Origin of the sequence: Acinetobacter sp. NIPH 298 (assembly GCF_000369505.1) — a bacterium.
GTDB lineage: Bacteria > Pseudomonadota > Gammaproteobacteria > Pseudomonadales > Moraxellaceae > Acinetobacter.
Genome location: NZ_KB850055.1, coordinates 1,457,494 through 1,483,592, shown reverse-complemented (window position 1 = coordinate 1,483,592; position 26,099 = coordinate 1,457,494). Strand labels below are relative to the sequence as shown.

Genomic DNA, 26,099 nt, shown 5'->3' with positions numbered 1-26,099 from the left:
AAAAAGCCAGTTTGAGAAAACTGGCTTTTTTTATGCAGTGATGAAAATTATTTCTTTTGGATAAATTTAGCTTCTTCTGATTGCGGGTATTGAGCCAACAATTTGGTTTTATATTGATTTGCTTGCGCTGTATTCTTATCTACTTCAGTTGCGATGCTATACAGTTGATATAGGGCGCGTGAGGCTCTCGCAGAATTTGGATATTTATCTACGACGGTATTATAGTTTTGTTTGGCAGCAGTATAGTTGGCTGGAGTAATCGCGAGATAAAACTCTGCCAGCCAAAAATATGCATTCCCAATATAAATTCCGTTGGGATGGTTTTTAATGAAATTTTGCATCGGCTGAATGGCTTGTTTCGCGCCACCTTGTTTGTATGCATCTAATGCCACCGTATACGCAGCTTTTTCTAACTCTAGTTGATTGTTTGCATTGATATTGGCTGCTGCTGTACTTGGTTGAGGCTGTGCTTCAACTGGTGTGCTTGCAGTAACGGTATTTGAAACGGGTTGTGAAGCATCTATCGCTTCGTCTGCATGTTCTTCTGGAGGATCAATCTTCTGAGATAGTAATTCTAAACGTTGATCTAAATCAGTATAGCGATTTGTGAGTTCTTTTTTGAGTTGCTCAATGGCATTGTCATGCTCTTCGAGTTGACCGCGTAACTTACGAACTTCTTCTTCGAGTCTTTGATTCTTCTGGATGAGATCCCAGTTTAAGTTTGAACCTACGTTTGCGGTATTGCCAGTATTGGCAGACTGTTGGCTTAATGCTCGAGATTCAATTGGGACATTGGCATATAAATGTGCACTGCTGAGTAAGGCAACAAAAAGTACAGAATGCTTCTTTAGCATGAAAATTTATCCATTAAGTTGAAAAATAAAGCTGTGAGCGAACAAGTCTTCATTCTTTACATGTAACACAGCGAATATAGGTTCTGATTAAGTCATTAAAACAGCAACTCGTTTAAATGCAATAAGCATTTACAATCTTCAATCACTTTTGCTAGGAATCGGCTTATTGTTGTTCAATGTTTATACATCTTTTGAAAATGGATGGTTAACACGATGGTAATTGATGAGGAATTAGACGGTTGAGCTAAAAACTCACTGAAAAACAGAGACAAGTCTTGCAACTGACATAAAAATCTCTATACTTTGTCTTGCAATGGTAGCCCTGCTGGTAGCTTCGCAATTGTACTCTACGAACCCCGCCAGGACCGGAAGGTAGCAACGGTAGTAGAATTATGATGTGCCGAAGTCATGCTGGTAGGGTTGCCACCATTTTTTTATTTCTACTTATTCTTCATCGCTCGTTCGAGCAATCGCTTTTAGAATCACATCCATATCAAAACCTCGATACTGTAAAAAACGAATCTGCTTTGCCTTGATTTTTGGATCCTTGGTAATTTCTTGTCCAAATTTTTTGATCTTTAGTTGATACGCTTGCTCAAGCCAGTTAACTTCATTTAATTCATCTGTAATCAGTTCAGCATCGAGTTGTTTGCTCTTTAGCGCCTGTTTAATGCGCTGTAAACCTTTTCCTTTTCGAATTTGACTTGCAAGTGTGAGTTCGGCTACACGTTGATCACTCTGATAGTTCTGTTGCGCTAATTCTGCAACTAAATCATTCACTTCTTCTGGGTTGGTTGCATATCGGTTGAGTCGCTCAATCAGCTCAGCTTGTGAATAATCACGGCGAGTCAATAGAGCAAAAGCATAGGAGCGGAGTCTTTGTCCTGTGAGTGTTTTAGGCTTCTCTGACTTATGGGTGTTAAACATTCTTTCCTCTGAAATAAAAACGCCCCGAAGGGCGTTTTGGCTTAGCTTTCTAACAAATCCGGTTCTTTTTCATCTTCAGTTTGCACTGTTTCTTTATTTTTGGTTAAAAGCAGTTCACGAATAAGCTTTTCGATCTCTTGAGCGATAAGCGGATTCTCTTCAAAATGACGAATCACGTTGTTTTTACCTTGACCGATCTTGTTGCCCTTGTATGAATACCATGCACCTGCTTTTTGGACAATTTCTTGTTGAACCGCTAGATCAACGAGTTCACCCAATTGGTTGGTGCCTTTGCCATACATGATCTGGAAAACAGCTTCTCTAAAAGGCGGCGCCATTTTGTTTTTAACAACTTTAACTCTTGTTTCATTACCCGTAATTTCATCGCCTTCTTTGACTGCACCGATACGACGAATGTCTAAGCGAATAGACGCATAGAATTTAAGCGCATTACCACCTGTTGTGGTTTCAGGGCTACCAAACATTACACCGATCTTCATACGAATTTGGTTAATGAAGATCACCATGCAGTTCGAGCGTTTTGCATTACCTGTGATTTTACGCAAAGCCTGACTCATCAAACGCGCTTGTAAGCCCATGTGGGAGTCGCCCATTTCACCTTCAATTTCGGCTTTCGGGGTGAGGGCAGCTACTGAGTCGACAACGATCATATCAATCGCACCCGAGCGAACGAGCATATCTGCGATTTCTAAGGCTTGTTCGCCATTGTCTGGTTGAGAAACCAGTAGGTTATCAATATCTACACCGAGTTTACGTGCATATTCAGGATCTAGAGCATGCTCAGCATCAATAAATGCACATGTACCGCCAGTTTTTTGACATTGTGCAATGGCTTGCAATGTCATGGTGGTTTTACCTGATGATTCTGGACCGTAAATTTCGATGATACGACCTTTAGGTAATCCGCCAATCCCTAATGCGATATCTAGCGTTAGAGAACCTGTAGAAACAGCTTCAACTGCTAGTACCGTATTATCGCCTAAGCGCATGACTGTATTTTTGCCAAACTGTTTCTCAATTTGGCTCAATGCAGCTTGTAGCGCTTTGCTTTTATTATCATCCATCTCAAAACCTCAAAACTTTATCTTCTTAACGACTAACCCAAGTGGATGTATTGAATCTCAACTTGTTGGGACTTGAGTATAGTGGCAGATTCTAGTGGTTTATTCTACATCGTATCTGTGTCTTTGCGACACAAGATGACGCACCTATAATTCGGAAATTTTACTCGTCAGGGAATGTCCATGATTGCGTATTTTCCTGTTTAAAACGATTGATATCTCGACGATCTTTTTTACTCGGTCGATGATCTGGTCGGGCTAGATTATGCAATTTTCGCTGTGAGGCTTGCAACTCTCGTTTTTCGATACTTTCAGTGGTTTCTTCATAAAGTTGCTGTGCCATTGGCGCGCCACCGCGTACAGCTGAAAGGGCTTTTACCAGTACCGTTTTTTTCTCAAAACCTTGTTGAATGGTGAGTTGCATCCCAACACGCACATCTCTTGATACTTTGACGCGCTCATTGTTGTGATGTACTTTTCCGCCTTCTATGGCAGCTTTAGCGATTGAGCGAGTTTTAAAGAAACGTGCAGCCCAAAGCCATTTATCAATCCGCATGGCATCCATGCTTGTTGGTTCATGCTGTTTTGGCATCTATTACCTGTGCGTTTTCAAGATAATCAAAGAGTTCAGTTAAATGGTCAAGGGCAGGATATGGTAGCTCAGTTGCGACTCTTGTAGCTTTACTGCTAGAGGGTTGTAAGATACTAAATAACTGGGTGATACCAAAATTTTCTGCACCTTTAAGCACTGCAACGGTATCATCTATAAATACCGCACGAGCAGGATCAAAAGGGTGAAGTTGTTGAAGCTTCTGCCAAAATTCTACATCTTCTTTGGCGTAGCCTAACTCCTCGCTACTGATCATTAGTTCAAAGTAAGGGCTAAGTTCAATATTTTCAAGTTTAAGCTGTAATCCAGCCCGATCAGCATTGGTCAATAACCAGCAACGATAACCTTGTGTAGTTAGTTGTTCGAGCAGTTGATGGCAGCCAATACGTGCTTGGATTTTATCTCGATGCTCATGTTGTAGTTGTAGTACATCAACACCGACTTTAGCCGTCCAATACGCCGAAGAATACCAAGATAGTGTATGCTTATGTTGGTGGTAAAATTGAAATAGTGTCTGTTGGCTTTGCTCAAGACTGCATTGGTGGACTTGTGCGTGACGCTCAGGCAAACAATGATTCCAAATAAAATCATCAAAAGCTAAATCAAGTAATGTGCCATCCATATCAAACATGATAATTGGCCGCTGTAAATCTGAATATGACATAAGGTTGATCTATGTTTATTAAAACGCTTGCCCCACAAGATCACATCATCTTGCAACTTGTTCCCATCATGGCGCAGGCCAGTCAAATATTACTGGAAGAATATCAAAATTATTGTGCGGGTGGTGAGTTTAATATTCAGGAAAAAAGTGATGATTCTCCTGTGACACAGGCAGATTTGAAAGTAAATCACTTTATATTGAAGCGTTTAGCTGAAATTACCCCTGATTTACCTGTTTTATCAGAAGAAAGTGATTATTCAGCACGACAAGCATGGCCACGTTGTTGGATGCTTGATCCATTAGATGGTACTAAAGAGTTTATTCATGAACGTGATGAATTCACCATCAATCTCAGTTTGATTGAAAATCATCAGACCACATTTGCGATCATCGCTGTGCCATGTGAGCAAGTGATGTACATTGGTTATCATTCACAACTTCCATATAAATACAGTTTTAGCCGCCAAGAATGGTCTCAATACAAAGTTGAGGCGCATGATGATGCAGCACCGATTCAGGTGGGGCTGAGCCACAATAGTAAAAACCCCAAATATAAAAATTTTATTGAACCGATTTTGCAGCAGCATGAAGTGATTCGTCGTGAAGCAGGAAGTGCATATAAGTTTTGTATGATGCTTGAGGGTGAAATTGATATTTATCCGCGCTTTCATCCAACTTCTGAATGGGACACCAGTTCGGGGCAAGCCTTCTTGGAAAGTATTGGTGGTGGATTAATGACCTTGGCTGGAAAGCCATTTTTATATAATCAGCGTGAAACGGTATTGAATGGCGGTTTTATCGCATTTAGGGATCAGGATTGCAAAACGATTGCTTATGATGCTTTGAGTCATTCGGGCATTTTAGATTGAGAGTTATTTAGCTCATGCTATAGTGGAATAGATTTCACTTTTTGATGTTAAATATGGCCCTGCATTTATTGCCGAAAAGTATGTTCGAAGCAATTGATCTACTCCCGAATGCTTCAACACCTGTGACTTTGTTTACTCGCCATTCTTTGCGTGAATTGCTGAGTGGGCAGGGGTTGGCAGGGTACGATCTGCAATTGACTGAATCTGGGCGTGATTTAGCTTATGCATGGGGCGAGTATTTAATTCAAAATACAGATCGCGCCATCCAACATTGTATTTCCAGCCCGATCCAGCGTTGTGTAGATACCGCAGCTTTAATGATTGAAGGTGCCGATGGGGTACATAAAGCAATAAATACCCATACCATTGAAATCGTAGAACAACGTTTGTTGGTAGAACCCGGAAGTTTTGTTTTGGATATCCAACAAGCCGCGCCATATTTTCGTAAACAGGGAGCATTGGGCTTTATTAATAGTTTTGTCAATAATGCTTTGCCCGGAATGAAACATCCAATAACGGGCGTGTTTGATGTACTGGAGCTGCTATATCACACACATCCAACCCATCATAACGGTTTAAGCTTGGCAGTCAGCCATGACACCATCCTTGCGGCTATCATTGCTGTCATTTCAGGTAATAATCAAATTGAACAAACCGACTGGCCTGAGATGATGGAGGGCTTATTTGTGTGGTTTGAGGGTGAGGACTTTGCGAGCAGCAAATTGAAATGGATTTGGCGAGGTAAGCAACAAGAGTTGATCATTGAGCATTTTCAAAATAAATAAAATCTATATTGGTCGATCAGGCATCATTCGTATTTTGATAAATTTCGCATAGAAGTTTTTATCTCTTTTAAATTTAAAAATTAATTAACAGCGATAAAATTAAGCTGATATTATAAATAAATACATGATTTTATTGAATTAACTATTTCACAAAATTTATCACTAACGATAATTCATTGTATTTTAATTTGGGGAATGTGATGCAATTGCGACTTAAGTATTTAACAGCTTGTCTACTTCCAGTTATGTTGCTGGCTTGTGGTGGCGGAAGTGGGGAAACTAAAAGTGCAGCTGGGGATGATAAAAGTACGATTCCTTCTGTATTAGATAAATATCCAGAATCGAATCGGGATATGATTGATGAGTCCACTTTGGGTTTTTATGATTATGACAAATTAGGTCAAACTCGAACTTTACGAAACGATCTAAATGGCAGTTTCGCAGCGATGGTTCAGTTTGCACAAAACCATGTAGTCAATCCAAATAACAATGAAAAAGACTATATGCCACGGCTGACCAGTGAAAAGGAGGCTTTGTTGCTGGTATCTCCATTAGCAGAAATGGGGGATATTCAGGCCCTAGACGCTGAAATTTATTATGAAAATAAACTTTTAAGAACGATTCGTTTAACCGAACCTTCGCAAATTGCTGCATCGGATCAATCCAATTCTGATGGACGTCCACCTGTGAGTTATTCAAAACGTGCATGGACTGCTGCTTTAAAGTGGGATGAGATTCGGGCAGGTTTAAGTATCAAAGTCATTGATCCATTCAATCAGCGAAATGGTGATTTACGTGCAGAAAATATTGACTTTGCAGCGCCTGCTGAGCTGGTTGTACAAAATATTCGTTTGGGTTTGTTAACTGATCCGCCGAAATCAAATGGTCATTATATGTTGTTAGCGCCTGAAAAAGCTGGAACAGATTATTTTCAGACGATTCCGGCTGCACGTATGATCGTGACCAAATACGATGATCTCAAACTAAATAAGGTCATGGTGGCGAGTGGAGTAATTTATGATACGGCAAGTGTGACCACGGGAGATGTTTATAGTGGTGATATGCGTGAGAATACGGCTAAATCAACCTTTGGTGTCGGCATTAATTTGGCGAACTGGGGCGTGACCAGTGCATCTATGGCAAGCCAAGAGCAGCCACAACTTACTCAAAGCGTGATCGCGCATTATGCGCGCGGAAAATATAGCAATGGCGATGTTACACATGGTTTAAGTGGTGGTAATGGCATGCTGACGCTAATTGATTCTGTGGGTAATGAGTTTAGCCATGAAATTGGTCATCATTTTGGGTTAGGGCATTATCCAGGTTCGGTTGGTGAGAATATGTTTTGGGCAGCCCATCATGCCGATAGTGGTTGGGGGTATATTGCCTTTAGAAATAAGATGCGTAGTAATTTAAATTGGACCACGACAAATCTTGGCGATGGTAATAATGGTGTACCCAATTTTTTGAATAAATATGCTTATGGCTGGGATGCTATGTCTGGGGGCGCAACGACCAGTAGTATTTCTAAATATACTCATTACACTGGTTATAGCACTTATTCAAAAATTCAACCTGCACTTGATCGTTATGTTTGGGATGTGAACTCTCCAACGGGTTATAAAAAATGGAATTCAGCCACTCGAATCATGGAGGTTATTCAACCTAAAACGCCACGTTCATCAAATGTTTGGTACAACAGTGCTGATGGAAACTATTTAAAGCCACGATTATTTGGGGTACCTGTTTATACGATTTTGGGTGGGTATGATCCAGATAATCAGATTGGATTGATTTATCCTGCGGCAAAAGGCAACTGGGGCAATGTATTTGATTTGCCACAGGTTGATCCAAGTAATGTGACAGCGAATTGTTGGCTCAATATTCAGTTCGCAAAAGGGAGTCAAAATATTGCTCTAGCGCCGCAACGAATGAATGCAAATAGTCATGCAAATAAATTCCATATCAACCTTGCACAAAGTGATGCTCCACAGAAAGTAAATTTATATTGTAAAAAAGCCAATCAAGCAGCTACTTTGCTGTCAACAATGATTGTGCCGATGAACGATATAACGACTGTAGCGCCTTATGTTGAAATAGGCAAAGCAGTGGGCTATTCCGCTTTAAGAGCAATTGAATTGCCACAATTTGAGCAGGCGCTACTCGAAAATAAAGGGAAAGCTGTGGTGAGCTTATCTCCAGAGTCAAAGTTACTTTTTGATTCATATCGCTCGTTTAAAGATCAACTTTCAGTTGCTGCTCAAAATGAAATGTCTCGATATATTCAACAACAGACAACTTTGAATCGGTTAAATCGCTGGATGAGTCTTTATCACGAAGAACTAAGCAATCTCGATGCTGACGCAGTGAGTGCCTTTAATTTATTTGTTGAAAAGCTTGGATTAAAAAGTGACTTTAATCTGAATTCGGCTGTGACTTTGATGAACCGAACGCATTGTCTAAAAGCGGAACAATTAGAAAATGGCAAGTTAAATGCATTTATCAGTGCTGCAAGCGGCTGTATTGGGGATGATGCTGAACAGTGGATATATGATGCTCTAGGCAAAATCCACAATAAAAAATATGTTGACCAATGTTTAACAACGACAGCAGGCAATGTAATCAATCTCATGCCATGTGGTCGTGATCTGAGCACTCAGGTTTGGTCGATGGACTTATCATCCCAAACGATTAAGCAAGCGAATCAATGTTTTGATTTGGAGGGTGGCAATCTAATAAATCAACGTGCACGGTTAATTCGTTATGCTTGTACGGGTGGAGCAAATCAAAAGTGGACGATTCCTGCTGTTAACCATAGTTTAATGCTCACGGGGCTTTCAGCGAACAACTTAGCGTTAGTAACCTCATTATCGGTCAGTCCTTAATATCTTTTGGGATTGTTCGAATATTAGTCGTTTGATATATGGCTCTTTATAAATATTACGATTGCTTTTGGTGATAAAGCGAAGATTGGACCTATTGAAATTTCAATAGGTCTTGCTTATAAAAATAAAGAATTTGCTTTTAAAAATCATTTTTATTCGTCATTATATGAAAATAAAAAGAGAAATTAGACACATAAATGGATAAAAATATGTCATTAAACACGATTTATTTGTGGGAGCCTGAAATTTTCACAGGTAAAGTTCCCTCAGAAGATAACTCACATCAAGTGGCATTTGAATTACATCAACAATATAGCCATATTCCTAGTCATGGTAAAACACTACGAGCATGGCTTTCACTGTTCGCGGATAAAATTTGTGACCCACAAAATCAATCTTTTTTTCCTGAACAAACCCAGCAATGGATTCAGAGCATTAAAGAAGAATTCTCACAAAATGTCTGCGCCATTATTCAATTAAAAGCGTTAGCACAAGATGCGCAGAATGATGCAGTGTACCGCGTGTTTTATGAGGCGGTACGTGAAACTGGGGTTGGTTTCTATGAACCAAATTATAATGTATGGGCAATTGGTGAATTGCAATCGCCAGAAAATGCAGTTGAACAAATGCTGCAACCTTATCTACTAGAACCATTAGAGGTTCAACAAACAAAACAGCTGGATGCTCAACCTAAACTGGCTTGGGGAGATGGGCATTTTCAAGCACCGAAAACGATGCCAGAGGCTGAACAACTCATTACCCATTGGTTTGAGCAGCAAGCCTATACCAAGGACTTGCAACTTGATGTTTTTAATATCGCACATGACTTTATTGCTAATTGGGGAAACTTAGGGCGTCCTGAATTGGCTTTAGATACGGGCTATCGCTGTTTCCTGCTAACGCAAAAGCAAGCTGGTGTCTTTTATCAGTTAAAAATGGTGCTAAGAAAACTAACAGTGAGTCCAATGCTATCCTTTGCAATGGATTTTACCGACTATTTTATTCCTCAACACTTACAGGAACAGTTACCTGAGCGTTTAATTTTCCGTTTACGTTCTATGGATATTTATCAGTGTTCAACGTCGGGTGAGCGTGCTGATGTGTGTTTTAGCTTGATTGGGAGATGGGATAGTGAAGCCGATATTCAGGATTTTTTTAGAAATCTAAATGCGTATATCAATTTTATCTTTTTTCATTTGGGGCAAGGACGACTACAAGCTCTACAGGCTTGGGCTTATGGCGATATGCCACCAAATATAAAGATTGATTTAGATTTTCGCTTTGAGCTGATGATGATTGCTTTGAGTCAAGATACAGTGCAATTAGAGCAGTGCTATCAGAACCATAAAGTATTACTTACACAGAATAAAGCGCGTGCGCATGACTTGGGATTATTGGAAGAAAGTTATAAGTTTAGCCAAAAGCTGATGAAAATAGTAAAAGATGCGGGGACGGGGCTACAGCCTTATATCAAAAATTAAAGACAATAAAAAAGCCCGAAAACGGGCTTTTTTACTTGCATCAAATTAGTTAGCCAAAGCTTTAACTTGTGCGTTTAAGCGGCTCTTATGACGAGCTGCTTTATTTTTGTGGATGATGCCTTTGTCAGCCATACGGTCGATTACTGGAACAGCTGTTTTGTAAGCTTCTGAAGCAACTGTATAGTCACCAGCAGCGATCGCATTTACTGTACGCTTGATGTAAGTACGAACCATAGAACGCAAGCTTGCGTTGTGTTTGCGTGCTTTAACGTTTTGACGAGCACGTTTTTTAGCTTGAGCAGAGTTTGCCACTCGTGCACTCCTTAAAAATAAGTTGGTCTGGGCGGGCTGAAGTTAAAACCAAATAATTGGCAACATTCACCAGCCCGTAAACAAGTGGCATATTTTGAGGAAACTACGCCCCGAAGTCAAGCCTTGTAATGTTTTTAAGTGCATTTAACAGATGATAATCGTGCAAGAAAACGTTACATTAATCTAAATGATGAATTGGAAGAACTATAAATGAGCATCGGTGATAAAAAAGCAATCGTAATTGGTGCAACTGGTTTGGTGGGTCAGGCCTTGGTCAATGAGTTACAGCAGTCTGATGAATTTCATTCTGTCACTGTGGTTGTACGTAAAAAATCAGATATATTAGACTCTTATCCTAAAGTTACACAGCTCGTTGTGGAAGATCTTCTTTTGCTCAATGATGAAGATGTTAATGCTCATACCCATGCATTTAGTTGTCTGGGTAGCACCATAAAACAGGCTGGATCAAAACAAGCTTTTTATGCAATTGACTATGAAATTAATGCTCATTTTGCTGATTTGATTCAGGATAAAAATATTCATTTTTTAATTGTGAGTGCATTAGGAGCGAATGCTAATTCACCAGTTTTCTATAATAAAGTCAAAGGTGAGCTAGAAGATTACTTAAAAAGCTTATCTATTTATAAGCTATCTATTTTCCAACCTTCGCTTTTAATTGGTAAACGCAGTGAGATGCGTTTTGTAGAAGATATGGCACAAACCTTATTTAAATTGGTTGAAAAAAAATGGACGAAACCGTTTAAATTTAAGCCTGTAACCGCTGAGCAACTGGCGCATACTATGCTTGTTTCAGCTTTGACCCAAACTGCGGCTTTTAAGCTGTACGATAATTTGAGTATACAACAAACCCAATAATGGAGAACTTCAGTGACAACAGCAGCTTTTGTAACGTGTGATTTGTTAGATGATAATCCTGAAAAAGACTTACAAGTAGTAACGCCATCGATGGATGGTAAGTTTTTTAAAAGTTATGGTGCACGTAAGACTTTTGGTGGGCAAATCGTAACGGTGAAGTGTTTTGAGGATAATTCACGAGTAAAAGAGCTTTTAGCAACAGAGGGTACTGGAAAAGTATTGGTTGTTGATGGTGGTGCTTCGATGCGGTGTGCATTGATGGGTGACTTGATCGCTGAATCTGCTGTAAAGAACCACTGGAATGGTGTGGTGATATACGGTTGTGTACGCGATGTGGATGCAATAGCAGAGCTTGATTTAGGTGTGCATGCATTGGCTGCAATTCCGCAAAAAAGTAACCGTAAGGGCATAGGTGAAGTTGATATTGCACTGTATTTTGGTGGTGTGACGATCAATTCTGGTGATTATATCTATGCGGATAATAATGGAATCGTGATCGCAAAAGAAAAACTGACCGACTGCTAAAAGGATCGCGCTATGCTTAAAATGGTGAATCATCAATTTAAGGTTTTACAATCTGTACTCGCAACGCTGATAGAGGGTGGACGTGGAGTATCAGGAACTCCATTTCCGAACCAACCAACAAATTCTATTAAGCTATATGAGTTCGAAGGTTCACCATTTTGCCGTCGTGTCCGTGAAGTTATTACCTTGTTGAATTTAGATGTGGAAATTTATCCATGTCCTAAAGGTGGTCAAAAATATCGTAAGATCGTAAAAGAAAAAGGTGGAAAAAGACAGTTTCCATTTTTGATTGATGAGAATACTGGTGATCAGCTTTATGAGTCGCAAGCGATTATTCATCATCTTTTTAAGCATTATGGAAAAACAGGGCAGACGCCGAAGAAATTTAGTCATTATCCTAAGCTTCCTTATGTGTCGACTCTAGCGACTGTTGCCAATGCAGCACGTGGTGTTTGGATTAATAAACAGATTATTGATCGTCCTGAACCTGAGCAATTATTGGAATTGTGGAGCTTTGAGGCGAGTCCATATACACGTTTAGTTCGAGAAGTTTTAACTGAATTAGAACTGCCTTATATTTTGCGTAATGTGCCCAAAGAGCGTTGGCAAGATATGGGACCAGCGATATTACGTTTAAAACCGGGGCAATATATTCCATTGCCAAATGGTAAGCGTGAAAAAGCCGTTGAAGTGATGGGGCGGGATATTCAAGTACCTTATTTGGTCGATCCAAATACAGGCGTGAAAATGTTTGAATCAGCCAAGATTGTTGAATATCTGAAAAAGCAGTACGGAAAATAAATGATTGAAAGGCGTCTTTTAGAAGATGCCTTTTTTATTGATGTATAAAAAAAGCTGAATCAAATGATTCAGCTTTTTTGAGTACCAACTTAGAAATTATTTTTCAATAATTGCTGTTACACCTTGACCACCAGCAGCACAGATCGAAACTAAGATACGACCTGAACCTTTTTGATTCAATAATTTAGCAGCAGTTGCGATGATACGACCGCCAGTTGCAGCAAATGGGTGACCAGCAGCTAAAGAAGAACCTTTAACGTTAAGTTTGCTCATGTCAATTGAACCCAAAGGTGCATCTAGACCTAAACGCTCTTTGCAGAATTTCTCATCTTCCCAAGCCTTCAAAGTAGAAAGAACTTGTGATGCAAAAGCTTCATGGATTTCATAGTAGTCGAAATCTTGAAGTTTAAGACCAGCACGCTCAAGCATACGTGGAACGGCATAAGCAGGAGCCATCAACAAGCCTTCTTTCTTACCGACGAAATCTACCGCAGCAGTTTCAGAGAAAGTTAAGTAAGCAAGGACTTCGTGACCATTCGCTTTAGCCCACTCTTCAGAAGCTAAAAGCACACATGAAGCACCATCAGTAAGTGGCGTAGAGTTACCAGCTGTCATCGTTGCAGCTTCGCCTTTACCAAATACTGGTTTTAATTTAGCTAATTTCTCAGCAGTAGAGTCAGCACGTAAATTGTTATCACGGCTTAAACCCATAAATGGTGTGATTAAGTCATCGAAGAAACCTTCTTCGTATGCTTTTGCCATTTTTTGGTGAGAAGAGGCAGCAAGTTCGTCTTGTGCTTCACGTGCAATATTCCATTCTAATGCTGTGATTGCAGCATGATCACCCATTGCAAGACCAGTACGTGGCTCACCATTTTTAGGTGCATCCATCAAATCTTTTAGATTGATTTTAGAGAGTGCTTTTAAACGATCTTTACCTGTTTTGGCGATGTTAAGCTCAAGTAAAGCTTTACGTAAACCATCACCGAAAGCGATAGGCGCATCAGAAGTTGTATCTACACCACCTGCGATACCGACTTCGATTTGACCTAGTGCAATTTTGTTTGCAACAAGGAATGCAGCTTGTAAACCAGTACCACATGCTTGTTGAATGTCAAAAGCAGGCGTTTCTGGTGCAAGTTGAGTGTTTAAAACACATTCACGTGTCATATTAAAGTCACGGCTGTGTTTTAATACAGCACCAGCAACCACTTCACCTAAACGCTGACCTTGTAGGTTAAAACGTTCAACTAAACCATTTAATGCAGCCGTTAGCATATCCATATTAGAGGCTTTAAAATAAGCGCCATTTGAGCGAGCAAATGGAATACGATTACCGCCAATAATGGCTACACGACGAACATTGTTTTGGCTCATGGTTTTTTTATCCTGTTGAACAGAAGGTTTGGTTACTTTAGCTGTAGCAGCTTTTGTAGATGTAGAAGATGCAGTGCTTTTGGTACTACGACTAGCTGAACGAACGCGCGTCGTTTTAGTTGCCGTACTTGCTGCTTTAGGAGTCGTGCCAGCACTCTTACTCTTGGTAGGAGTTGCTTTTGATGTATTTGACACAGTCTCTTGAGCAGAATTCTCGACTGCTGGATTTTCTTGAGTTGTTTTGCTCATAAGGCTTTTCCAAGCATAATTGCGATATTCTTGCTATAACAATAGCATATTTACGATATTGCGGTATTGACTAGAATGACGCTTTAGACCACATTCAGGTCAAGACATCGGAACATGAACTCAAGTATGATTTGTTGTGAGTCAATCAGACATTGATTTCATGTTATTTCACTAACATGATGCATGTGTTTGTAACAAATTCATTTGTATGAGAGATAATAACCATGACTGATCAATACCAAGCATTTACGCAATCACCTTTAGGTAAATTTGTCGTAAAAAATCTAGGTTTACCATCACCAGTTTCGTTAGATCGTTTTGAAAGCGCTCAACCAGTTGTGAATGGTGCAGTTTTGCTTGGCGCAGCACCTTCAAGCACAATTTCTGGCGCAATTGCTCAAGTGCTTAGCAATATCCATGCAGATAGCTATGTGGGTAATAATGTTGAATTACAACAAACTGCTGCAAAAGTAGGGTTAAATCTTCGTCCTCTTAATGCAGATGATAAAGAATCTAAATTTAAAGCGGTTGTATTTGATGCTTCTGGTATTCAAGATTCTGAACAACTTAAAGAATTGTATAACTTCTTTAATCCAATCGCGCGCCAAATTTCAAGCTCAGGTCGTGTCATTGTCATTGGTACAACACCTGAAACTGCTAAAACAGTAAAACAAGCGATTGCGCAACGTGCGTTAGAAGGTTTCGTCAAATCAGCAGGCAAAGAGTTTAAAAAGGGCATTACTGCTCAAGTGGTTTATGTCGATCAAGGTGCTGAAGCGAATCTTGAATCAACTTTACGTTTCTTAATTTCTCCGCGTTCTGCTTATGTATCTGGTCAAGTGATCCGTATTTCTAAAGCAGATACTGTTGATTTAGATTGGGCGAAACCACTTGCAGGTAAAACTGCTCTAGTTACAGGTGCAAGCCGTGGTATCGGTGAAGCGATTGCGCATGTGCTTGCACGTGATGGCGCGCACGTGATTTGCTTGGACGTTCCACAACAACAAGCTGACCTTGAGCGTGTTGCAGGTTCAATTGGTGGTTCAGTTTTGGCGATCGATATTACTGCTGCTGATGCTGGTGAGAAAATCAAAATTGCGGCTGCTAAACAAGGTGGTTTAGACGTTATTGTTCATAACGCAGGTATTACCCGTGACAAAACTTTGGCAAACATGAAGCCAGAGTTGTGGGATCTTGTGATCAACATTAACTTGTCTGCGATTGAGCGTGTTAACGATTACTTACTATCAAATGATGGTTTAAATGCAAATGGCCGTATCGTTTGTGTATCATCAATCAGTGGTATTGCAGGTAACTTGGGTCAAACTAACTATGCTGTTTCTAAAGCAGGTGTGATTGGCTTAGTGAAATTTACTGCGCCAACATTAAAGAACGGCATTACCATCAATGCTGTTGCACCTGGTTTCATTGAAACTCAGATGACGGCTGCAATTCCTTTCGCGATTCGTGAAGCAGGTCGCCGTATGAACTCGATGAACCAAGGTGGTTTACCTGTAGATGTGGCTGAAGCGATTGCTTGGTATGCTTCTACGGGTTCAACAGGTGTGACGGGTAACGTTGTTCGCGTATGTGGTCAAAGCTTGTTAGGTGCTTAATCACCAGAGTCTTAAAATCTCCCCTAACCCCTCTTTAAACAAGAGGGGAATTCCTAAAAATTAAAACCTATATAATTTGCGGAAACTCCCTCCTTTATGAAAGGAGGGTTGGGGAGGATTCCTAAAATATAAAAAGGTTTATTATGAATACACGTCATTTTAGTCAATTACCAAAACCTTACTTAGCTTATCCAAAAGTCATTCAAGGTTTAATTTTCAAAAAGCCAAAAGGCGAAAAAGTACTTCCACAAGTTGAATATGTCGTGGATACACTTCAGATTGATGCGAAGCATTTAGAAAGCTACAACGAAATCTGTGGTTTTAAAAATGATGGTTTGGTTCCCGCGATTTATTTAGCTGTTTTGTCTCAAAGTTTACAAATGCACATGATGACCAGTGAGGCATTTCCATTTGCGATTTTGGGGTTGGTGCATATCCGCAACCAAATCAAACAGACACGCAAAATTGGTGTAAATGAACAAATTACCTTGTCATGCAAATTCGGTGAACTTCAGCCACATGATAAAGGCTTACAGTTTGATTTTATCACGACAGCTAAAGTCGGTGGTGAAGTGGTAATGGAAAGCTTAACCACTTACTTATCTCGCCAAAAAACTGAGAAAAAAGCGGCTGAGAAAGCCAAAGAGACTCAAGCACCTGCTTATCAAGTTCAAGCAGAATGGGACATCTCAGAAAATACAGGTCGCCGTTATGCGAAGATTTCAGGAGATTTTAACCTGATTCATATTCATGCGATCACTGCGAAAGCGTTTGGTTTTAAACAAGCCATTGCACACGGGATGTGGAGCAAAGCAAAAGCTTTGGCAAATATGGAGCTTCCAGAGGCTTATGAAGCTGACGTTTGGTTCAAATTACCAATGTATTTGCCTTCAAAAGTTGAATTTTTAACTGCTACTGAAACCAAGCAAACTGACTTTTTGATTCGTAATGTGAAATCTAAAAAGCCTCATGTTGCAGGTACAGTGAAAGCACTTTAATACGAAATAGCATGCTAAATTATCCCTTTTGTTCGCAAGAGGGATATTCTAAAAACATAAATATTATAAGGATCTGAACATTGATTAAAGAGATTTTACTTGCCAATACCCAAAATTATCATGGCAGTGTTGATGAGCGGTTTGTGGATTTAGCGAGTCAATTTAGCCGTTTTCAAGATGCTCGAAGTCAGCAGGGTGGCGCTGCTTTAGTTGTTTATTTCTACAGTCAAAAAGTTGTTGATATTTTTACAGGTAAAAAATCTCAAGAAGAAGATTGGCAATCCGACACGCTATCGATGTGTTATTCAACTGGAAAGGGTGTATTAGCAACACTTGCACATATTTTGGTGAGTGAGGGTTTACTTGATTACGATACACCGATTGCACAGTATTGGCCTGAATTTGCTCAAAATGGCAAAGGCAATATGACCTTGCGCCACGTTTTGTCTCATCAAAGTGGTTTGTTTGATATTCGCAATATGATTGATACCGCAACGGAAATGCTGGATTGGTCGCATATGTTGGATGTGATGGCTGCGGCCACGCCACGTTTTACAGCGGGTCAAGGTTTTGCTTACCAACCACTGACTTATGGCTGGATTGTTGGTGGTATATTGGAAAAAGCGGCAAAACAGCCTTTGAATTGGTTAATGCAACGCTATTTGGTTCAGCCATTGGCATTGGATGGCGCTTATTTTGGAGTGCCAGAACAAGAGTTAGCTCGTGTAGCACGTCTTTTAGAAAAGCCAAAAGCGCCGACGTCACCGAAACCAGCAACCAAAAAAACCAATCAACCTCGTAAAGCCTCTTGGTCGGAAAAATTACTGGAACTCTCTGGACAAGATCCTCAAGATTTCAAAGATGCGATGATTCCTAAGGGCATGCGTGGATTTAGTTTTTTTAGCGATCTAGGGTTACAGGCGGCGATTCCTGCTGCAAATGGGGTGTTCACTGCAGATAGTCTTGCGAAAGTGTATGCCATGCTTGCCAATAAAGGGCAGTGGGATGGACAACAATTGATTCGTCCAGACGTTTTTAAGCAGCTCAGTACAGTTCAAAACAAGGCTCGTGATCGGGTAATGCCAATTCCAATGCATTGGCGTTTAGGTTATCACCGAATTTTAACGATGGGAAAACGCACACCTCACGGTTTTGGGCATATGGGTTTTAATGGTTCAGGTGCTTGGTGTGATCCTGATCGTGGGCTAAGCTTTGCATATACACACAACTTTAATATTACCTCTTCAACAGGTGATTATCGGTTGTGGGGGTTAAGCCAAGAAGCCTTACGTTGCGCAGATGCTGCTCTGACGGGGCGAAAAGGGTGGTTTTAAACCACCTTTTTTTCAATTCTAAAGATTTCCACGTTGCAAAAAAATAAGTTGAATCCAAATAATGTCTAAAAAATCAGCGTCTTAAACCTGAAGTTAATTGAGCTTAGATAATGTAATTAAGGTATCTGCTGGCATTTTAAGTTAAGTAATCAAAAAACCGTATTGTTTATAAAAACTAAATAATTATAGGTTGTTTTGTGATCAAAAACTCACTTGTAGCTATAATTCAGCCGCAGTATTAAGTAAGCTCAAAATTGCTCGTCTAATTGGTGTTGTTGCTTTGAAATTTGAGCTAGAAAACACATATTAAAAGAAATGTGATAAAAATAAGCTAATGATATTTAATGAATATTTATAAAATTAAAGCTTGATGGTGGCGAGGCATTTTGCTAAAGTTGAGTGTGTAAAAAATACACAAAAAAGGACTTATAAATGAAATTTGGACTCAAAGCGATTTGTTTGGCTGGTGTGCTTGTGACAACAGCTGTATATGCTTCAACAACATTATCTCCAAACCAGATTAACAATAGCGGCAGTATTCCAAGTGGTCATGCCGATTTGAAATTTGTTTTATCCAATGGAAATTGGGTAAAAAATATATATTTACCAAACACTGCCAACCACCAAGACAAGATTACGATTCAATCAAGTGCTGGTTGGAAAAGTTATTTGGATACATCCAATACTAATTTGCCAATTGAAGTACTTGAAATTCAAAGTGGTGACACCTTCCAGTTTGTATATGATGCAAATCTGAAAAAATGGGTGATTCAACTTGCGGCCATTAGCCCAACCACTAATGCACAATTTGAAGAAATCGCATTAAACAATACGAAACTGCAACATATTCTACTGGCTGATGGTAAGTGGGCGAAAACAATCGCACTACCATCAAATGTGAGTGATGGTACTCTCGTGCAAATTACGTCTACTGCGACGTACCCGTCAGAAATCTCTAAAGCTAATTTACTGTTTCCGAGCAGCTTCAATCTTACGCAAGGAAGTGAATATTGGTTGAAATACAATGCTGAATTACAGAAATGGATACCTGAATTTATTAAACCTGTAAAAATTAATGTAAAAGACATTGGTGCAAGTTTAAGTACGGTATCTGCTCCAGTGACAGAAATTAACTTTGCAGATGCAAATTGGGTGCCTAATTTCACCTTGCCGACTACTGCCAATGATCGTGACCGCATTTGGATAAAATCAACGGCAACTTGGTCAGCCAAAATTAATAATACCAATATTAATAGTAGTGCAACATTGGCGCTTAAAACAGGCGATCAATATGAATTTATGTTTGTAAGTGATAAAGGTCATTGGGTATTAATGTCTGCACCAATCAAGATGATTGAAGCAAATAGTAATATTACTTCGGTTTTACCAAATATGACTGAACCAACATTAAAAGTTAAAATCTCGAATAGTAATTGGAGACAAACCGTAAATTTACCTACAACTGCACAAGTTGGAGATAAAGTTATTCTCACTTCTACGGCAGATGCTAATAGTTTTGTTCTGGCTGCGAATGGGCTGTCAACTGCGATTAAAAATGGTGAAAACCGCCGCTTTATCTTTACTAATCAAGGTTGGACCAACGATAGTCATACCATCGATATGTTATTCGTCAACAGTCCTGAAGTGTCTTCAATCTTAGGAGAAAGCGCCGCAAAACTTCGTTTGATTGAGGGGTTGAATCTGACCAATGTAACGGCAGAGAACTCATCCGCTAAGTTCTACTTACGCCAAGTAGGCTATATCACTTACAAGATTCCTTCAGCAACCTTGACAGAAGCATTGAGTGTTGGTCGTTCAGATAGCACAGTTCAGGGTGAGCGTAAGCGTGTTTTGGCTGATGGTGTGTATTATCAAGGTAATGAAGCTGGTAATGGTGGTTGTGGTTGGGCTTATGTCAATGCCAGCGCCTATAACATGATTGGCACAAATGATGTCACTGGATGTTCCGTTGCTGCCATGCGTCATGAGATAGGCCATAACTTGGGACTATATCATGGTGATTCTAGCAATATCGGTTCTGGTTTTAGTCATCCATTGGGTAGTACCGCATTGGGTGGAAATAATCTGAATTTTTATTCTAGTCCATATTTGTATAACCCTAAATATGGTGTTCGTTTAGGTGAAGAAGGTAAAAAGGATGCAGTCAGTGTGATTAACGCGAACGCCGTCCGAATTTCACAATACAATTAAGTGATTTCTAAAGCATGAAGCATTCAAAAATTATTTTTCTACTTGTAGTCACGTTCATCGTGACTGCAGGTTTAATCTTTTTTCTAAAGCCAGAACATGTTGTTGCATCCACGCAAGATGATGCCTCAACAAAAATAAAGTCATCTGTTCAGGATGTTTCAGCGTTTCCGAGAGAAAACCTGAATATTTCAAAAGCAGAGTTGGAAAAGGTTGTAAAAGAAACAGTCTTATTTCATGAAATACAAGATGATGAATTGAGAGTAAACAGTGCGCTACCATTGTCCAAAAGTGGTAAAGGAATGGCAGTTCGTTACAATCAAAACATTATTGAAACTAAAAAAGTTGGAGACATTGTTAAGTTTCAAATGCTTGAATATGGCATAAATCGTAGTGGCGAAATTGTTGAAATTGAAAAAGTGGATGATGATATTTTACGTTGGCATGGACGCTTCCAACAAGGAAGTCCTGAACGGAATTTCTTTACCATAACTCAAAGTCAAAAAGATCAGTATACGATTATTCAGATATACAGTGACAAAGGAAACTATACCGCTGAAATCAAAAATGGTCAGGGTGTTGTGCTGAGTATGGACGAGGGAGTTGAAGATCATGAGTTACATGCGCATGATCATGATCACTAAGTTTCAGCAGATAACTCTGCACGTATTATGACTTCAGTATGACGCTTGAAATCTGCTTCATTAAGTCCATTAAGTCCTAGTTTATAAATCCCTTCGAGTCCGCACACAAACGCAATCAAACGCCAAGCAATGTCTTGGCTGTTTGATTCAAATTTAAACTCGCCTTGAGTTTTGCCTTGATCAATCATTTTAACGATTGATTTATGCCAGTCTTGCATCGCAATGTTATAGGCATTTTTTATCTCTTGATCTTGATCAATTAACACTTCTGCTTCGTTCCAAAGCCGAAGGTAAGGTTGAATCTGTTCGATATTTTCACAACCGAGTAATAACGATAAGCGTTGTAAAGAATTCACTGTATCGACTTGATTTTCAATTTCATCGAGTTGTTGCATGAGTTTGATAAAAGCTTCAGCCTTTAAATGCGAATTCGATGAAAAGTGATGATGAACTTGCCCAGTAGACGTTTGTGCCTCAGTTGCAATACGTCGAACAGTCATTGCTGAAAATCCTTCGTCCAAAGCAACCTGCATCGCTGCCTGCAAAATCATTTCACGACGTTGTTCTCGATTTAAATAAGCCATTTTTCCAAACCTGATGAGCTGTGATACAACCAGCAACAAATTAACTTAAATTTTAAAATTGGACAAGCGTTCAATTTTGATTATAATAGCACCAACTTGAACACCTGTCCAAATTTAGAGGCATTTATGTCACGCAAGTGGTTAATTCTTGCAATCGTTGTATTGATCTATCTCCCAGTTTCGATTGATGCAACCGTTTTACATGTCGCGACACCTACATTGAGTGAGTCGCTTTCTTTATCAGCAAATGAACTGCTATGGATTATTGATATCTATTCATTGGTCATGGCGGGACTTATTTTACCTATGGGTGCACTGGGTGATCGCATTGGTTATAAGCGCTTGATGATTATTGGTGGAATTTTATTTGGTCTTGCATCATTAGCAGCAGCATTTTCCTCAACCGCATGGGCGTTGATTGGTTCACGTGCTTTATTGGCTGTTGGCGCGGCAATGATTTTGCCTGCAACTTTATCCGCAGTTCGGAATACTTTCCTCGATGAAAAACAACGTAACTTCGCCTTGGGTATTTGGGCGACTGTAGGCGGTGGCGGTGCAGCTTTTGGTCCATTGGTTGGTGGTTTTTTACTGGAGCACTTTCATTGGGGCGCAGTATTCTTGATCAATGTGCCGATTGTGTTGTTCGTTTTGGTATTGGCTGCTTATGTCGTGCCTAAGCAAGCAGGGCAACCAAAGCAAAGTCTGAACTTATTACAAGCCATTGTTCTCGTGGTCGCAATCCTGAGTATGATTTATGCGATTAAATCTGCCATGCATGGTGGCTCATTTGGGGCAATTTTAATCTTTGTCATCGGATTGGGTTTATTGATTGGCTTCGTTCGTAAACAATTAACATCAACTTCGCCGATGATTGATATTCAGTTGTTTAAGCATCCTGTGATTGCCACAGGTGTGGTGATGGCGATTGTTTCAATGATGGCATTAGTTGGGTTTGAGTTGCTCATTTCCCAAGAGCTTCAGTTCGTCTATCAACTTTCACCACTCGCAGCAGGCGCATTTATTTTACCATTCATGGTGGCGATCAGTCTGGGGGGGCCAATCGCAAGCCTGCTGGTGAATCGTTATGGCTTAAGATCAGTTGCATCTTTTGGGATGTTGATGAGTGCGGTGAGCTTATGGGGATTGGCAAATACCGATTTTATGCAAGCTCAAATACAAGCGTGGGCTTGGATGGTAGTATTAGGTCTGAGTGTAGAAATTGCTTTACTTGCTTCAACCTCAGCGATTATGTCTTCTGTTCCGCCAAGTAAGGCGACAGCAGCAGGTGCGATTGAAGGAATGGCGTATGAGCTAGGTGCTGGTTTGGGTATCGCATTTTTCGGGTTGATGCTTTCGTGGTTCTATGCCAATTCTATCGTAATTCCAAGCAATTTACCTCATCATTTGTTAGAACAAACCAGCAGTTCTATTGGAGAGGCGATTCAAGCCAGTAAACAATTACAGCCAGTGGTCGCTGAAAACGTCATTCAGGCGGCGAAACAAGCTTTTAGCCAATCACATCGCTCGGTCTTGACTGTTGCTGCATTCCTTTTCTTGGTACTCACCATATTTATTTGGTTCGCTTTGCCGAAAAAAGTAGTCACAGTTGAAGGATAGATTTTATCCCCTCATTCAAATCAAGCATTTGGATGAGGGGGTATTTGAGAACTATGTTGCTCTTGTCTTATTTATGCAGTGAGTATTTTCTTAGATTGTGTTGTTAGCTCGGATACAAGTTTTTCAATTTTTTGCTTTGCACTGAGTATCGAGTCCTCATGTCTTTTGTCTGCAAATTCCTGATATTCAGAGCGAATTTCGAAGAATTGATCCGCACCTAAATAATGACTGAGTACTTTGATGTGGGTGCCAAGGTGATTCATGTGCCCCCTGATTTCGCCTTCACCAAAACCAAATTCTCCACATGAACTGAGTAAAATTAAAGTCTTATTTGAAAATATCGGTTCAAGCGGGAAGTCACCTCTGGCTAAGTCAAAAGTAAAGGTTTTATTGATTCTTATCACCTGATCAAACCATGCTTTTAGTGCAGCAGGCATACCGTAATTATACATTGGGGTGGTGATCAAGATGATATCTGCTCTTGCAACTTCATCAATATATTGATCAGATTCAATTAACGCTGCTTTTTGTGCATCCGTTCTTTTTTGCTCTGGCGTAAATACCGCTTCAAGCCATTTTTGCGAAACAAAGTTTGGTGGTAGCTCTCCAAGATCTCGATAAATGACTTGATCATCCGATTGTTGCTTTTTCCAATGTTTTATTAAATGTTGTCCCAACATTTTAGAAAGAGAACTATGTTTTTCACCTTCGCCGTAAAATGAACGGACGCTGGCATCAATATGCAGTAGGGTAGTCATTTGAAATTTACTCAATTTTATAGAACATACTTCAAAGTTTGAAGATTTGTATATGCGCTGACAAATGACATTATTTTTGTATAAGATGAGTTTTTCTCATCTTAAGAAAGAGGTGCAGAGATGCTGAAGCGATTACCCTCACTAAATAGTATAAAAGTGTTTGAAGCCACTGCACGCTTAAAAAGTTTTAAAGCGGCTGCTCAAGAATTAAATGTATCGCCCACAGCAGTTTCACATCAAATCAGTGAACTGGAAAAAGAGTTGGAAATAAAGCTATTTGTACGTGGATTTAGGATAGTAACGCTAACCGAAGCAGGTGAAAAGCTCGCAGCGGTCAGTACAAAAATGATCTCAGAATTAAAACAAACTTTGTCTGAATTAACAGCTAGTGCTAAGAAAATCACCATTAGCACCACAAATGCTTTTGCAGCAATGTGGTTGGTGCCACGACTAAATGACTTTAAAAATTTACATCCCGATATTGATATACAAATTAAAGCGGATGATCAGATGGTCGATATAAATCATGATTTAAGTATTGATATGGCGATTCGTTACGGTGTAGCTGACCTTAAAAATTCTCATGTTGTCGCACTTGTAAAAGACACTTTTGGTTTATTTGCAACTCAACAATATTGGGCGAATCTCACAGATCAATCTCAAATGAGACTGTTTATGACTCAGTGGAAAAATGCAGATTTGTTAAAACATGATCACGCTGATTTCTTATCACAATTATTGGGACAAGAATATCCCAAGCCTGATTTTTTTGAGGATGAAAATCAGGTCATTCAGGCTGCTTTGGCAGGGTTAGGGGTTGCAGTGGTCAGTAAAATATTAGTACAGCAATCTGTTGCACAGGGTTGGCTATGTGAAAATGACTCAAGCCAACTTGCTTGGGAAAGTCCGTTCAGCTATTACACCATGCTGCCTAAGCGACATGTAGACCACAAGGGGCTACAGACTTTTCAACAATGGCTTAAGCAGCAGTTTATTGGCGTTTAAGGCAAATTAATTCCACGTTCACGCAAAATTTTACACAGTTGAATCATGGGTAAGCCCATCAACGTGGTTTGGTCATCACCGATCATTTTCTCAAACAGGCTAATTCCTAAACGTTCACATTTAAAACTACCGGCACAATGCAAAGGCTGATCTATTTCAATATAACGCTCAATTTCAGCAAGCGTCAGTGTGCGAAATTTTACTTGGTAATGTTCAACCAGCGTGGTTTCAAAACCTGATTGTGCGTGTTGAACACTTAAAGCGGTACTAAAGAAGACCGTTTTACCTGAGTTGGCTTGTAGTTGTTGAATGGCATTTTCAACGGTTAAAGGTTTACCAATAAAGTCATAAGGTGCATGTTCACGCCAAGCCACTTGATCAGAACCGATCACAATGGCATGGGGATGTTGTGCAGCAATAACACGTGCCTTTTCATAAGCCAAACGTTTAGCCAGATCATCAGCAAGCATTTCACCATTTGCCGACTCATCGATATCAGGTGAAATACAGCGATAAGCCAAGCCTAAGCGATCCATGAGTGCTTTACGTGTTTGGCTGCTTGAAGCCAAAATAAGCTCAAACTGGTTCATTACACTGCGTATTCCACAAGGATATTGAGTGGTACATAGTGAAGTACTGCATTATGGCAGGCATTCAGTTTGATCGGTGGCGCTTGACCTGCTTCATAGGCTTCTACCCAGCGTGTCACACAGATACACCAGAAATCCCCAGGTTTGAGACCTGGGAAACTCATTTCTGGCAAAGGTGTGATCAGATCATTGCCGACTTTTTGGGAAAAATTTAAAAATTCAGAGGTCATTTGCACGCACATGGTGTGCTGACCTAAATCGGTAGTAGATGTGTGGCAGAAACCATTACGGAAGTACCCCGTAATTGGGTCATAACAACAACTGGCTAAAGGTTCGCCAAGTACGTTTAAACGATTAATTTTAGGATCTGGATGAATAGACATAATAATAAAAAGATATAAAGACGAGAGTTATCATAATCAAAAGTGAGGCTTTCGACAGCTTTTCT

The 26,099-nt window shown here is 39.8% G+C and carries 25 protein-coding genes and 1 other RNA gene; 15 read left to right on the top strand and 11 right to left on the bottom strand.

Annotation, left to right across the window (positions count from 1 at the left end):
* Positions 1–47: 47 nt before the first annotated feature.
* Entirely contained in the window at positions 48–854 is an 807-nt protein-coding gene (locus tag F903_RS11960; RefSeq protein WP_005197341.1) for a YbgF trimerization domain-containing protein, read from the bottom strand.
* 323 nt (positions 855–1,177) lie between these two features.
* Between F903_RS11960 and ffs the strand changes: the two genes are divergently transcribed.
* An RNA gene (gene ffs, locus F903_RS16460) (signal recognition particle sRNA small type) lies at positions 1,178–1,274 on the top strand.
* A gap of 24 nt (positions 1,275–1,298) precedes the next feature.
* Here the strand turns inward: ffs and F903_RS11955 are convergent.
* The 4 genes from F903_RS11955 to F903_RS11940 all read right to left on the bottom strand — a co-directional run bounded on the left by F903_RS11955 (position 1,299) and on the right by F903_RS11940 (position 4,137).
* A complete protein-coding gene (locus tag F903_RS11955) occupies positions 1,299–1,781 on the bottom strand; it encodes a regulatory protein RecX (protein WP_005197340.1) in 483 nt (160 codons plus the stop codon).
* A gap of 41 nt (positions 1,782–1,822) precedes the next feature.
* Positions 1,823–2,866 (bottom strand): recombinase RecA, encoded by a 1,044-nt coding sequence (gene recA / locus F903_RS11950; protein ID WP_005197335.1) that lies wholly within the window; start codon positions 2,864–2,866, stop codon positions 1,823–1,825.
* 160 nt (positions 2,867–3,026) lie between these two features.
* On the bottom strand, positions 3,027–3,455 hold the full coding sequence (locus F903_RS11945) for an RNA-binding S4 domain-containing protein (protein ID WP_004671577.1): 429 nt from the start codon (positions 3,453–3,455) through the stop codon (positions 3,027–3,029).
* A complete protein-coding gene (locus F903_RS11940; protein WP_005197332.1) occupies positions 3,439–4,137 on the bottom strand; it encodes an HAD-IA family hydrolase in 699 nt (232 codons plus the stop codon). Before F903_RS11940 ends, F903_RS11945 begins: the two co-directional genes overlap by 17 nt.
* Positions 4,138–4,148: 11 nt before the next feature.
* Between F903_RS11940 and F903_RS11935 the strand changes: the two genes are divergently transcribed.
* The 4 genes from F903_RS11935 to F903_RS11920 all read left to right on the top strand — a co-directional run bounded on the left by F903_RS11935 (position 4,149) and on the right by F903_RS11920 (position 10,157).
* The gene (locus F903_RS11935) at positions 4,149–5,006 is read left to right on the top strand and encodes a 3'(2'),5'-bisphosphate nucleotidase CysQ family protein (RefSeq protein WP_005197331.1); all 858 of its coding nucleotides are present in this window, start codon (positions 4,149–4,151) and stop codon (positions 5,004–5,006) included.
* A gap of 53 nt (positions 5,007–5,059) precedes the next feature.
* Entirely contained in the window at positions 5,060–5,791 is a 732-nt protein-coding gene (locus F903_RS11930; protein WP_034595050.1) for a histidine phosphatase family protein, read from the top strand.
* Between the two features lie 200 nt (positions 5,792–5,991).
* The gene (locus F903_RS11925; RefSeq protein WP_005197330.1) at positions 5,992–8,676 is read left to right on the top strand and encodes a M66 family metalloprotease; all 2,685 of its coding nucleotides are present in this window, start codon (positions 5,992–5,994) and stop codon (positions 8,674–8,676) included.
* A gap of 209 nt (positions 8,677–8,885) precedes the next feature.
* The gene (locus tag F903_RS11920) at positions 8,886–10,157 is read left to right on the top strand and encodes a hypothetical protein (protein WP_005197329.1); all 1,272 of its coding nucleotides are present in this window, start codon (positions 8,886–8,888) and stop codon (positions 10,155–10,157) included.
* A gap of 45 nt (positions 10,158–10,202) precedes the next feature.
* Here F903_RS11920 and rpsT read toward each other — a convergent pair whose 3' ends face one another.
* Positions 10,203–10,469, bottom strand: a complete 267-nt coding sequence (gene rpsT / locus F903_RS11915; RefSeq protein ID WP_004671564.1) for a 30S ribosomal protein S20 — start codon at positions 10,467–10,469, stop codon at positions 10,203–10,205.
* Positions 10,470–10,679: 210 nt separating this feature from the next.
* Between rpsT and F903_RS11910 the strand changes: the two genes are divergently transcribed.
* Genes F903_RS11910 through F903_RS11900 form a run of 3 tightly spaced genes read left to right on the top strand, consistent with a single transcriptional unit; the run spans position 10,680 to position 12,671 of the window.
* Positions 10,680–11,345 carry an NAD(P)H-binding protein gene (locus F903_RS11910; RefSeq protein WP_005197328.1) on the top strand — a complete coding sequence of 222 codons (666 nt, stop codon included), beginning with the start codon at positions 10,680–10,682 and terminating at the stop codon, positions 11,343–11,345.
* A 12-nt stretch (positions 11,346–11,357) separates the two neighbouring features.
* Positions 11,358–11,870, top strand: a complete 513-nt coding sequence (gene rraA, locus F903_RS11905) for a ribonuclease E activity regulator RraA (RefSeq protein WP_005197327.1) — start codon at positions 11,358–11,360, stop codon at positions 11,868–11,870.
* Positions 11,871–11,882: 12 nt separating this feature from the next.
* Positions 11,883–12,671, top strand: a complete 789-nt coding sequence (locus F903_RS11900; protein WP_005197326.1) for a glutathione S-transferase N-terminal domain-containing protein — start codon at positions 11,883–11,885, stop codon at positions 12,669–12,671.
* 96 nt (positions 12,672–12,767) lie between these two features.
* Here the strand turns inward: F903_RS11900 and F903_RS11895 are convergent, their stop codons facing one another.
* The gene (locus F903_RS11895) at positions 12,768–14,297 is read right to left on the bottom strand and encodes an acetyl-CoA C-acetyltransferase (RefSeq protein WP_005197325.1); all 1,530 of its coding nucleotides are present in this window, start codon (positions 14,295–14,297) and stop codon (positions 12,768–12,770) included.
* 224 nt (positions 14,298–14,521) lie between these two features.
* Between F903_RS11895 and F903_RS11890 the strand changes: the two genes are divergently transcribed.
* The 5 genes from F903_RS11890 (at position 14,522) to cpaB (ending at position 21,097) form a co-directional block, all read left to right on the top strand.
* Complete coding sequence (locus F903_RS11890; RefSeq protein WP_005197323.1) at positions 14,522–15,913, top strand: 3-oxoacyl-ACP reductase; 1,392 nt, start codon at positions 14,522–14,524, stop codon at positions 15,911–15,913.
* A 143-nt stretch (positions 15,914–16,056) separates the two neighbouring features.
* Complete coding sequence (locus F903_RS11885) at positions 16,057–16,911, top strand: MaoC family dehydratase (RefSeq protein WP_005197322.1); 855 nt, start codon at positions 16,057–16,059, stop codon at positions 16,909–16,911.
* 80 nt (positions 16,912–16,991) lie between these two features.
* Positions 16,992–18,245, top strand: a complete 1,254-nt coding sequence (locus F903_RS11880) for a serine hydrolase domain-containing protein (protein ID WP_005197321.1) — start codon at positions 16,992–16,994, stop codon at positions 18,243–18,245.
* A gap of 432 nt (positions 18,246–18,677) precedes the next feature.
* A complete protein-coding gene (gene cpaA, locus F903_RS11875) occupies positions 18,678–20,456 on the top strand; it encodes a metalloendopeptidase CpaA (RefSeq protein ID WP_005197320.1) in 1,779 nt (592 codons plus the stop codon).
* 14 nt (positions 20,457–20,470) lie between these two features.
* Entirely contained in the window at positions 20,471–21,097 is a 627-nt protein-coding gene (gene cpaB, locus F903_RS11870) for a metalloprotease secretion chaperone CpaB (protein WP_005197319.1), read from the top strand.
* Here cpaB and F903_RS11865 read toward each other — a convergent pair.
* Entirely contained in the window at positions 21,094–21,681 is a 588-nt protein-coding gene (locus F903_RS11865) for a TetR family transcriptional regulator (protein WP_004671545.1), read from the bottom strand. The two genes, cpaB and F903_RS11865, sit on opposite strands and share 4 nt — an antisense overlap.
* 126 nt (positions 21,682–21,807) lie before the next feature.
* On the opposite strand from F903_RS11865, the gene F903_RS11860 reads away from it, so the two are divergent.
* Positions 21,808–23,298, top strand: a complete 1,491-nt coding sequence (locus F903_RS11860; protein ID WP_005197318.1) for an MFS transporter — start codon at positions 21,808–21,810, stop codon at positions 23,296–23,298.
* Positions 23,299–23,369: 71 nt separating this feature from the next.
* Here F903_RS11860 and F903_RS11855 read toward each other — a convergent pair whose 3' ends face one another.
* Positions 23,370–24,056 (bottom strand): FMN-dependent NADH-azoreductase, encoded by a 687-nt coding sequence (locus F903_RS11855; protein WP_005197317.1) that lies wholly within the window; start codon positions 24,054–24,056, stop codon positions 23,370–23,372.
* A 120-nt stretch (positions 24,057–24,176) separates the two neighbouring features.
* Between F903_RS11855 and F903_RS11850 the strand changes: the two genes are divergently transcribed.
* A complete protein-coding gene (locus F903_RS11850; RefSeq protein ID WP_005197316.1) occupies positions 24,177–25,061 on the top strand; it encodes a LysR substrate-binding domain-containing protein in 885 nt (294 codons plus the stop codon).
* On the opposite strand, the gene F903_RS11845 is transcribed toward F903_RS11850, so the two are convergent.
* Entirely contained in the window at positions 25,058–25,651 is a 594-nt protein-coding gene (locus F903_RS11845) for a Maf family protein (protein ID WP_005197315.1), read from the bottom strand. The genes F903_RS11850 and F903_RS11845 overlap by 4 nt on opposite strands.
* The gene (locus F903_RS11840) at positions 25,651–26,034 is read right to left on the bottom strand and encodes a DUF2237 family protein (protein WP_004671539.1); all 384 of its coding nucleotides are present in this window, start codon (positions 26,032–26,034) and stop codon (positions 25,651–25,653) included. The genes F903_RS11845 and F903_RS11840 overlap by 1 nt, the downstream gene beginning before the upstream one ends.
* Positions 26,035–26,099: the final 65 nt, after the last annotated feature.

What these genes read in the sequence shown, in the direction of transcription:
- F903_RS11890 (WP_005197323.1), top strand. Translation starts at nt 14,522, where the DNA reads ATGACTGATCAATACCAAGCATTTACGCAATCACCTTTAGGTAAATTT.
- F903_RS11840 (WP_004671539.1), bottom strand. Translation starts at nt 26,034, where the DNA reads ATGTCTATTCATCCAGATCCTAAAATTAATCGTTTAAACGTACTTGGC.
- F903_RS11955 (WP_005197340.1), bottom strand. Translation starts at nt 1,781, where the DNA reads ATGTTTAACACCCATAAGTCAGAGAAGCCTAAAACACTCACAGGACAA.
- F903_RS11895 (WP_005197325.1), bottom strand. Translation starts at nt 14,297, where the DNA reads ATGAGCAAAACAACTCAAGAAAATCCAGCAGTCGAGAATTCTGCTCAA.
- F903_RS11935 (WP_005197331.1), top strand. Translation starts at nt 4,149, where the DNA reads ATGTTTATTAAAACGCTTGCCCCACAAGATCACATCATCTTGCAACTT.
- F903_RS11920 (WP_005197329.1), top strand. Translation starts at nt 8,886, where the DNA reads ATGTCATTAAACACGATTTATTTGTGGGAGCCTGAAATTTTCACAGGT.
- F903_RS11865 (WP_004671545.1), bottom strand. Translation starts at nt 21,681, where the DNA reads ATGGCTTATTTAAATCGAGAACAACGTCGTGAAATGATTTTGCAGGCA.
- F903_RS11930 (WP_034595050.1), top strand. Translation starts at nt 5,060, where the DNA reads ATGGCCCTGCATTTATTGCCGAAAAGTATGTTCGAAGCAATTGATCTA.
- F903_RS11860 (WP_005197318.1), top strand. Translation starts at nt 21,808, where the DNA reads ATGTCACGCAAGTGGTTAATTCTTGCAATCGTTGTATTGATCTATCTC.
- cpaA (WP_005197320.1), top strand. Translation starts at nt 18,678, where the DNA reads ATGAAATTTGGACTCAAAGCGATTTGTTTGGCTGGTGTGCTTGTGACA.
- F903_RS11910 (WP_005197328.1), top strand. Translation starts at nt 10,680, where the DNA reads ATGAGCATCGGTGATAAAAAAGCAATCGTAATTGGTGCAACTGGTTTG.
- F903_RS11855 (WP_005197317.1), bottom strand. Translation starts at nt 24,056, where the DNA reads ATGACTACCCTACTGCATATTGATGCCAGCGTCCGTTCATTTTACGGC.
- F903_RS11885 (WP_005197322.1), top strand. Translation starts at nt 16,057, where the DNA reads ATGAATACACGTCATTTTAGTCAATTACCAAAACCTTACTTAGCTTAT.
- F903_RS11940 (WP_005197332.1), bottom strand. Translation starts at nt 4,137, where the DNA reads ATGTCATATTCAGATTTACAGCGGCCAATTATCATGTTTGATATGGAT.
- recA (WP_005197335.1), bottom strand. Translation starts at nt 2,866, where the DNA reads ATGGATGATAATAAAAGCAAAGCGCTACAAGCTGCATTGAGCCAAATT.
- F903_RS11900 (WP_005197326.1), top strand. Translation starts at nt 11,883, where the DNA reads ATGCTTAAAATGGTGAATCATCAATTTAAGGTTTTACAATCTGTACTC.
- F903_RS11945 (WP_004671577.1), bottom strand. Translation starts at nt 3,455, where the DNA reads ATGCCAAAACAGCATGAACCAACAAGCATGGATGCCATGCGGATTGAT.
- cpaB (WP_005197319.1), top strand. Translation starts at nt 20,471, where the DNA reads ATGAAGCATTCAAAAATTATTTTTCTACTTGTAGTCACGTTCATCGTG.
- F903_RS11850 (WP_005197316.1), top strand. Translation starts at nt 24,177, where the DNA reads ATGCTGAAGCGATTACCCTCACTAAATAGTATAAAAGTGTTTGAAGCC.
- F903_RS11960 (WP_005197341.1), bottom strand. Translation starts at nt 854, where the DNA reads ATGCTAAAGAAGCATTCTGTACTTTTTGTTGCCTTACTCAGCAGTGCA.
- F903_RS11925 (WP_005197330.1), top strand. Translation starts at nt 5,992, where the DNA reads ATGCAATTGCGACTTAAGTATTTAACAGCTTGTCTACTTCCAGTTATG.
- F903_RS11845 (WP_005197315.1), bottom strand. Translation starts at nt 25,651, where the DNA reads ATGAACCAGTTTGAGCTTATTTTGGCTTCAAGCAGCCAAACACGTAAA.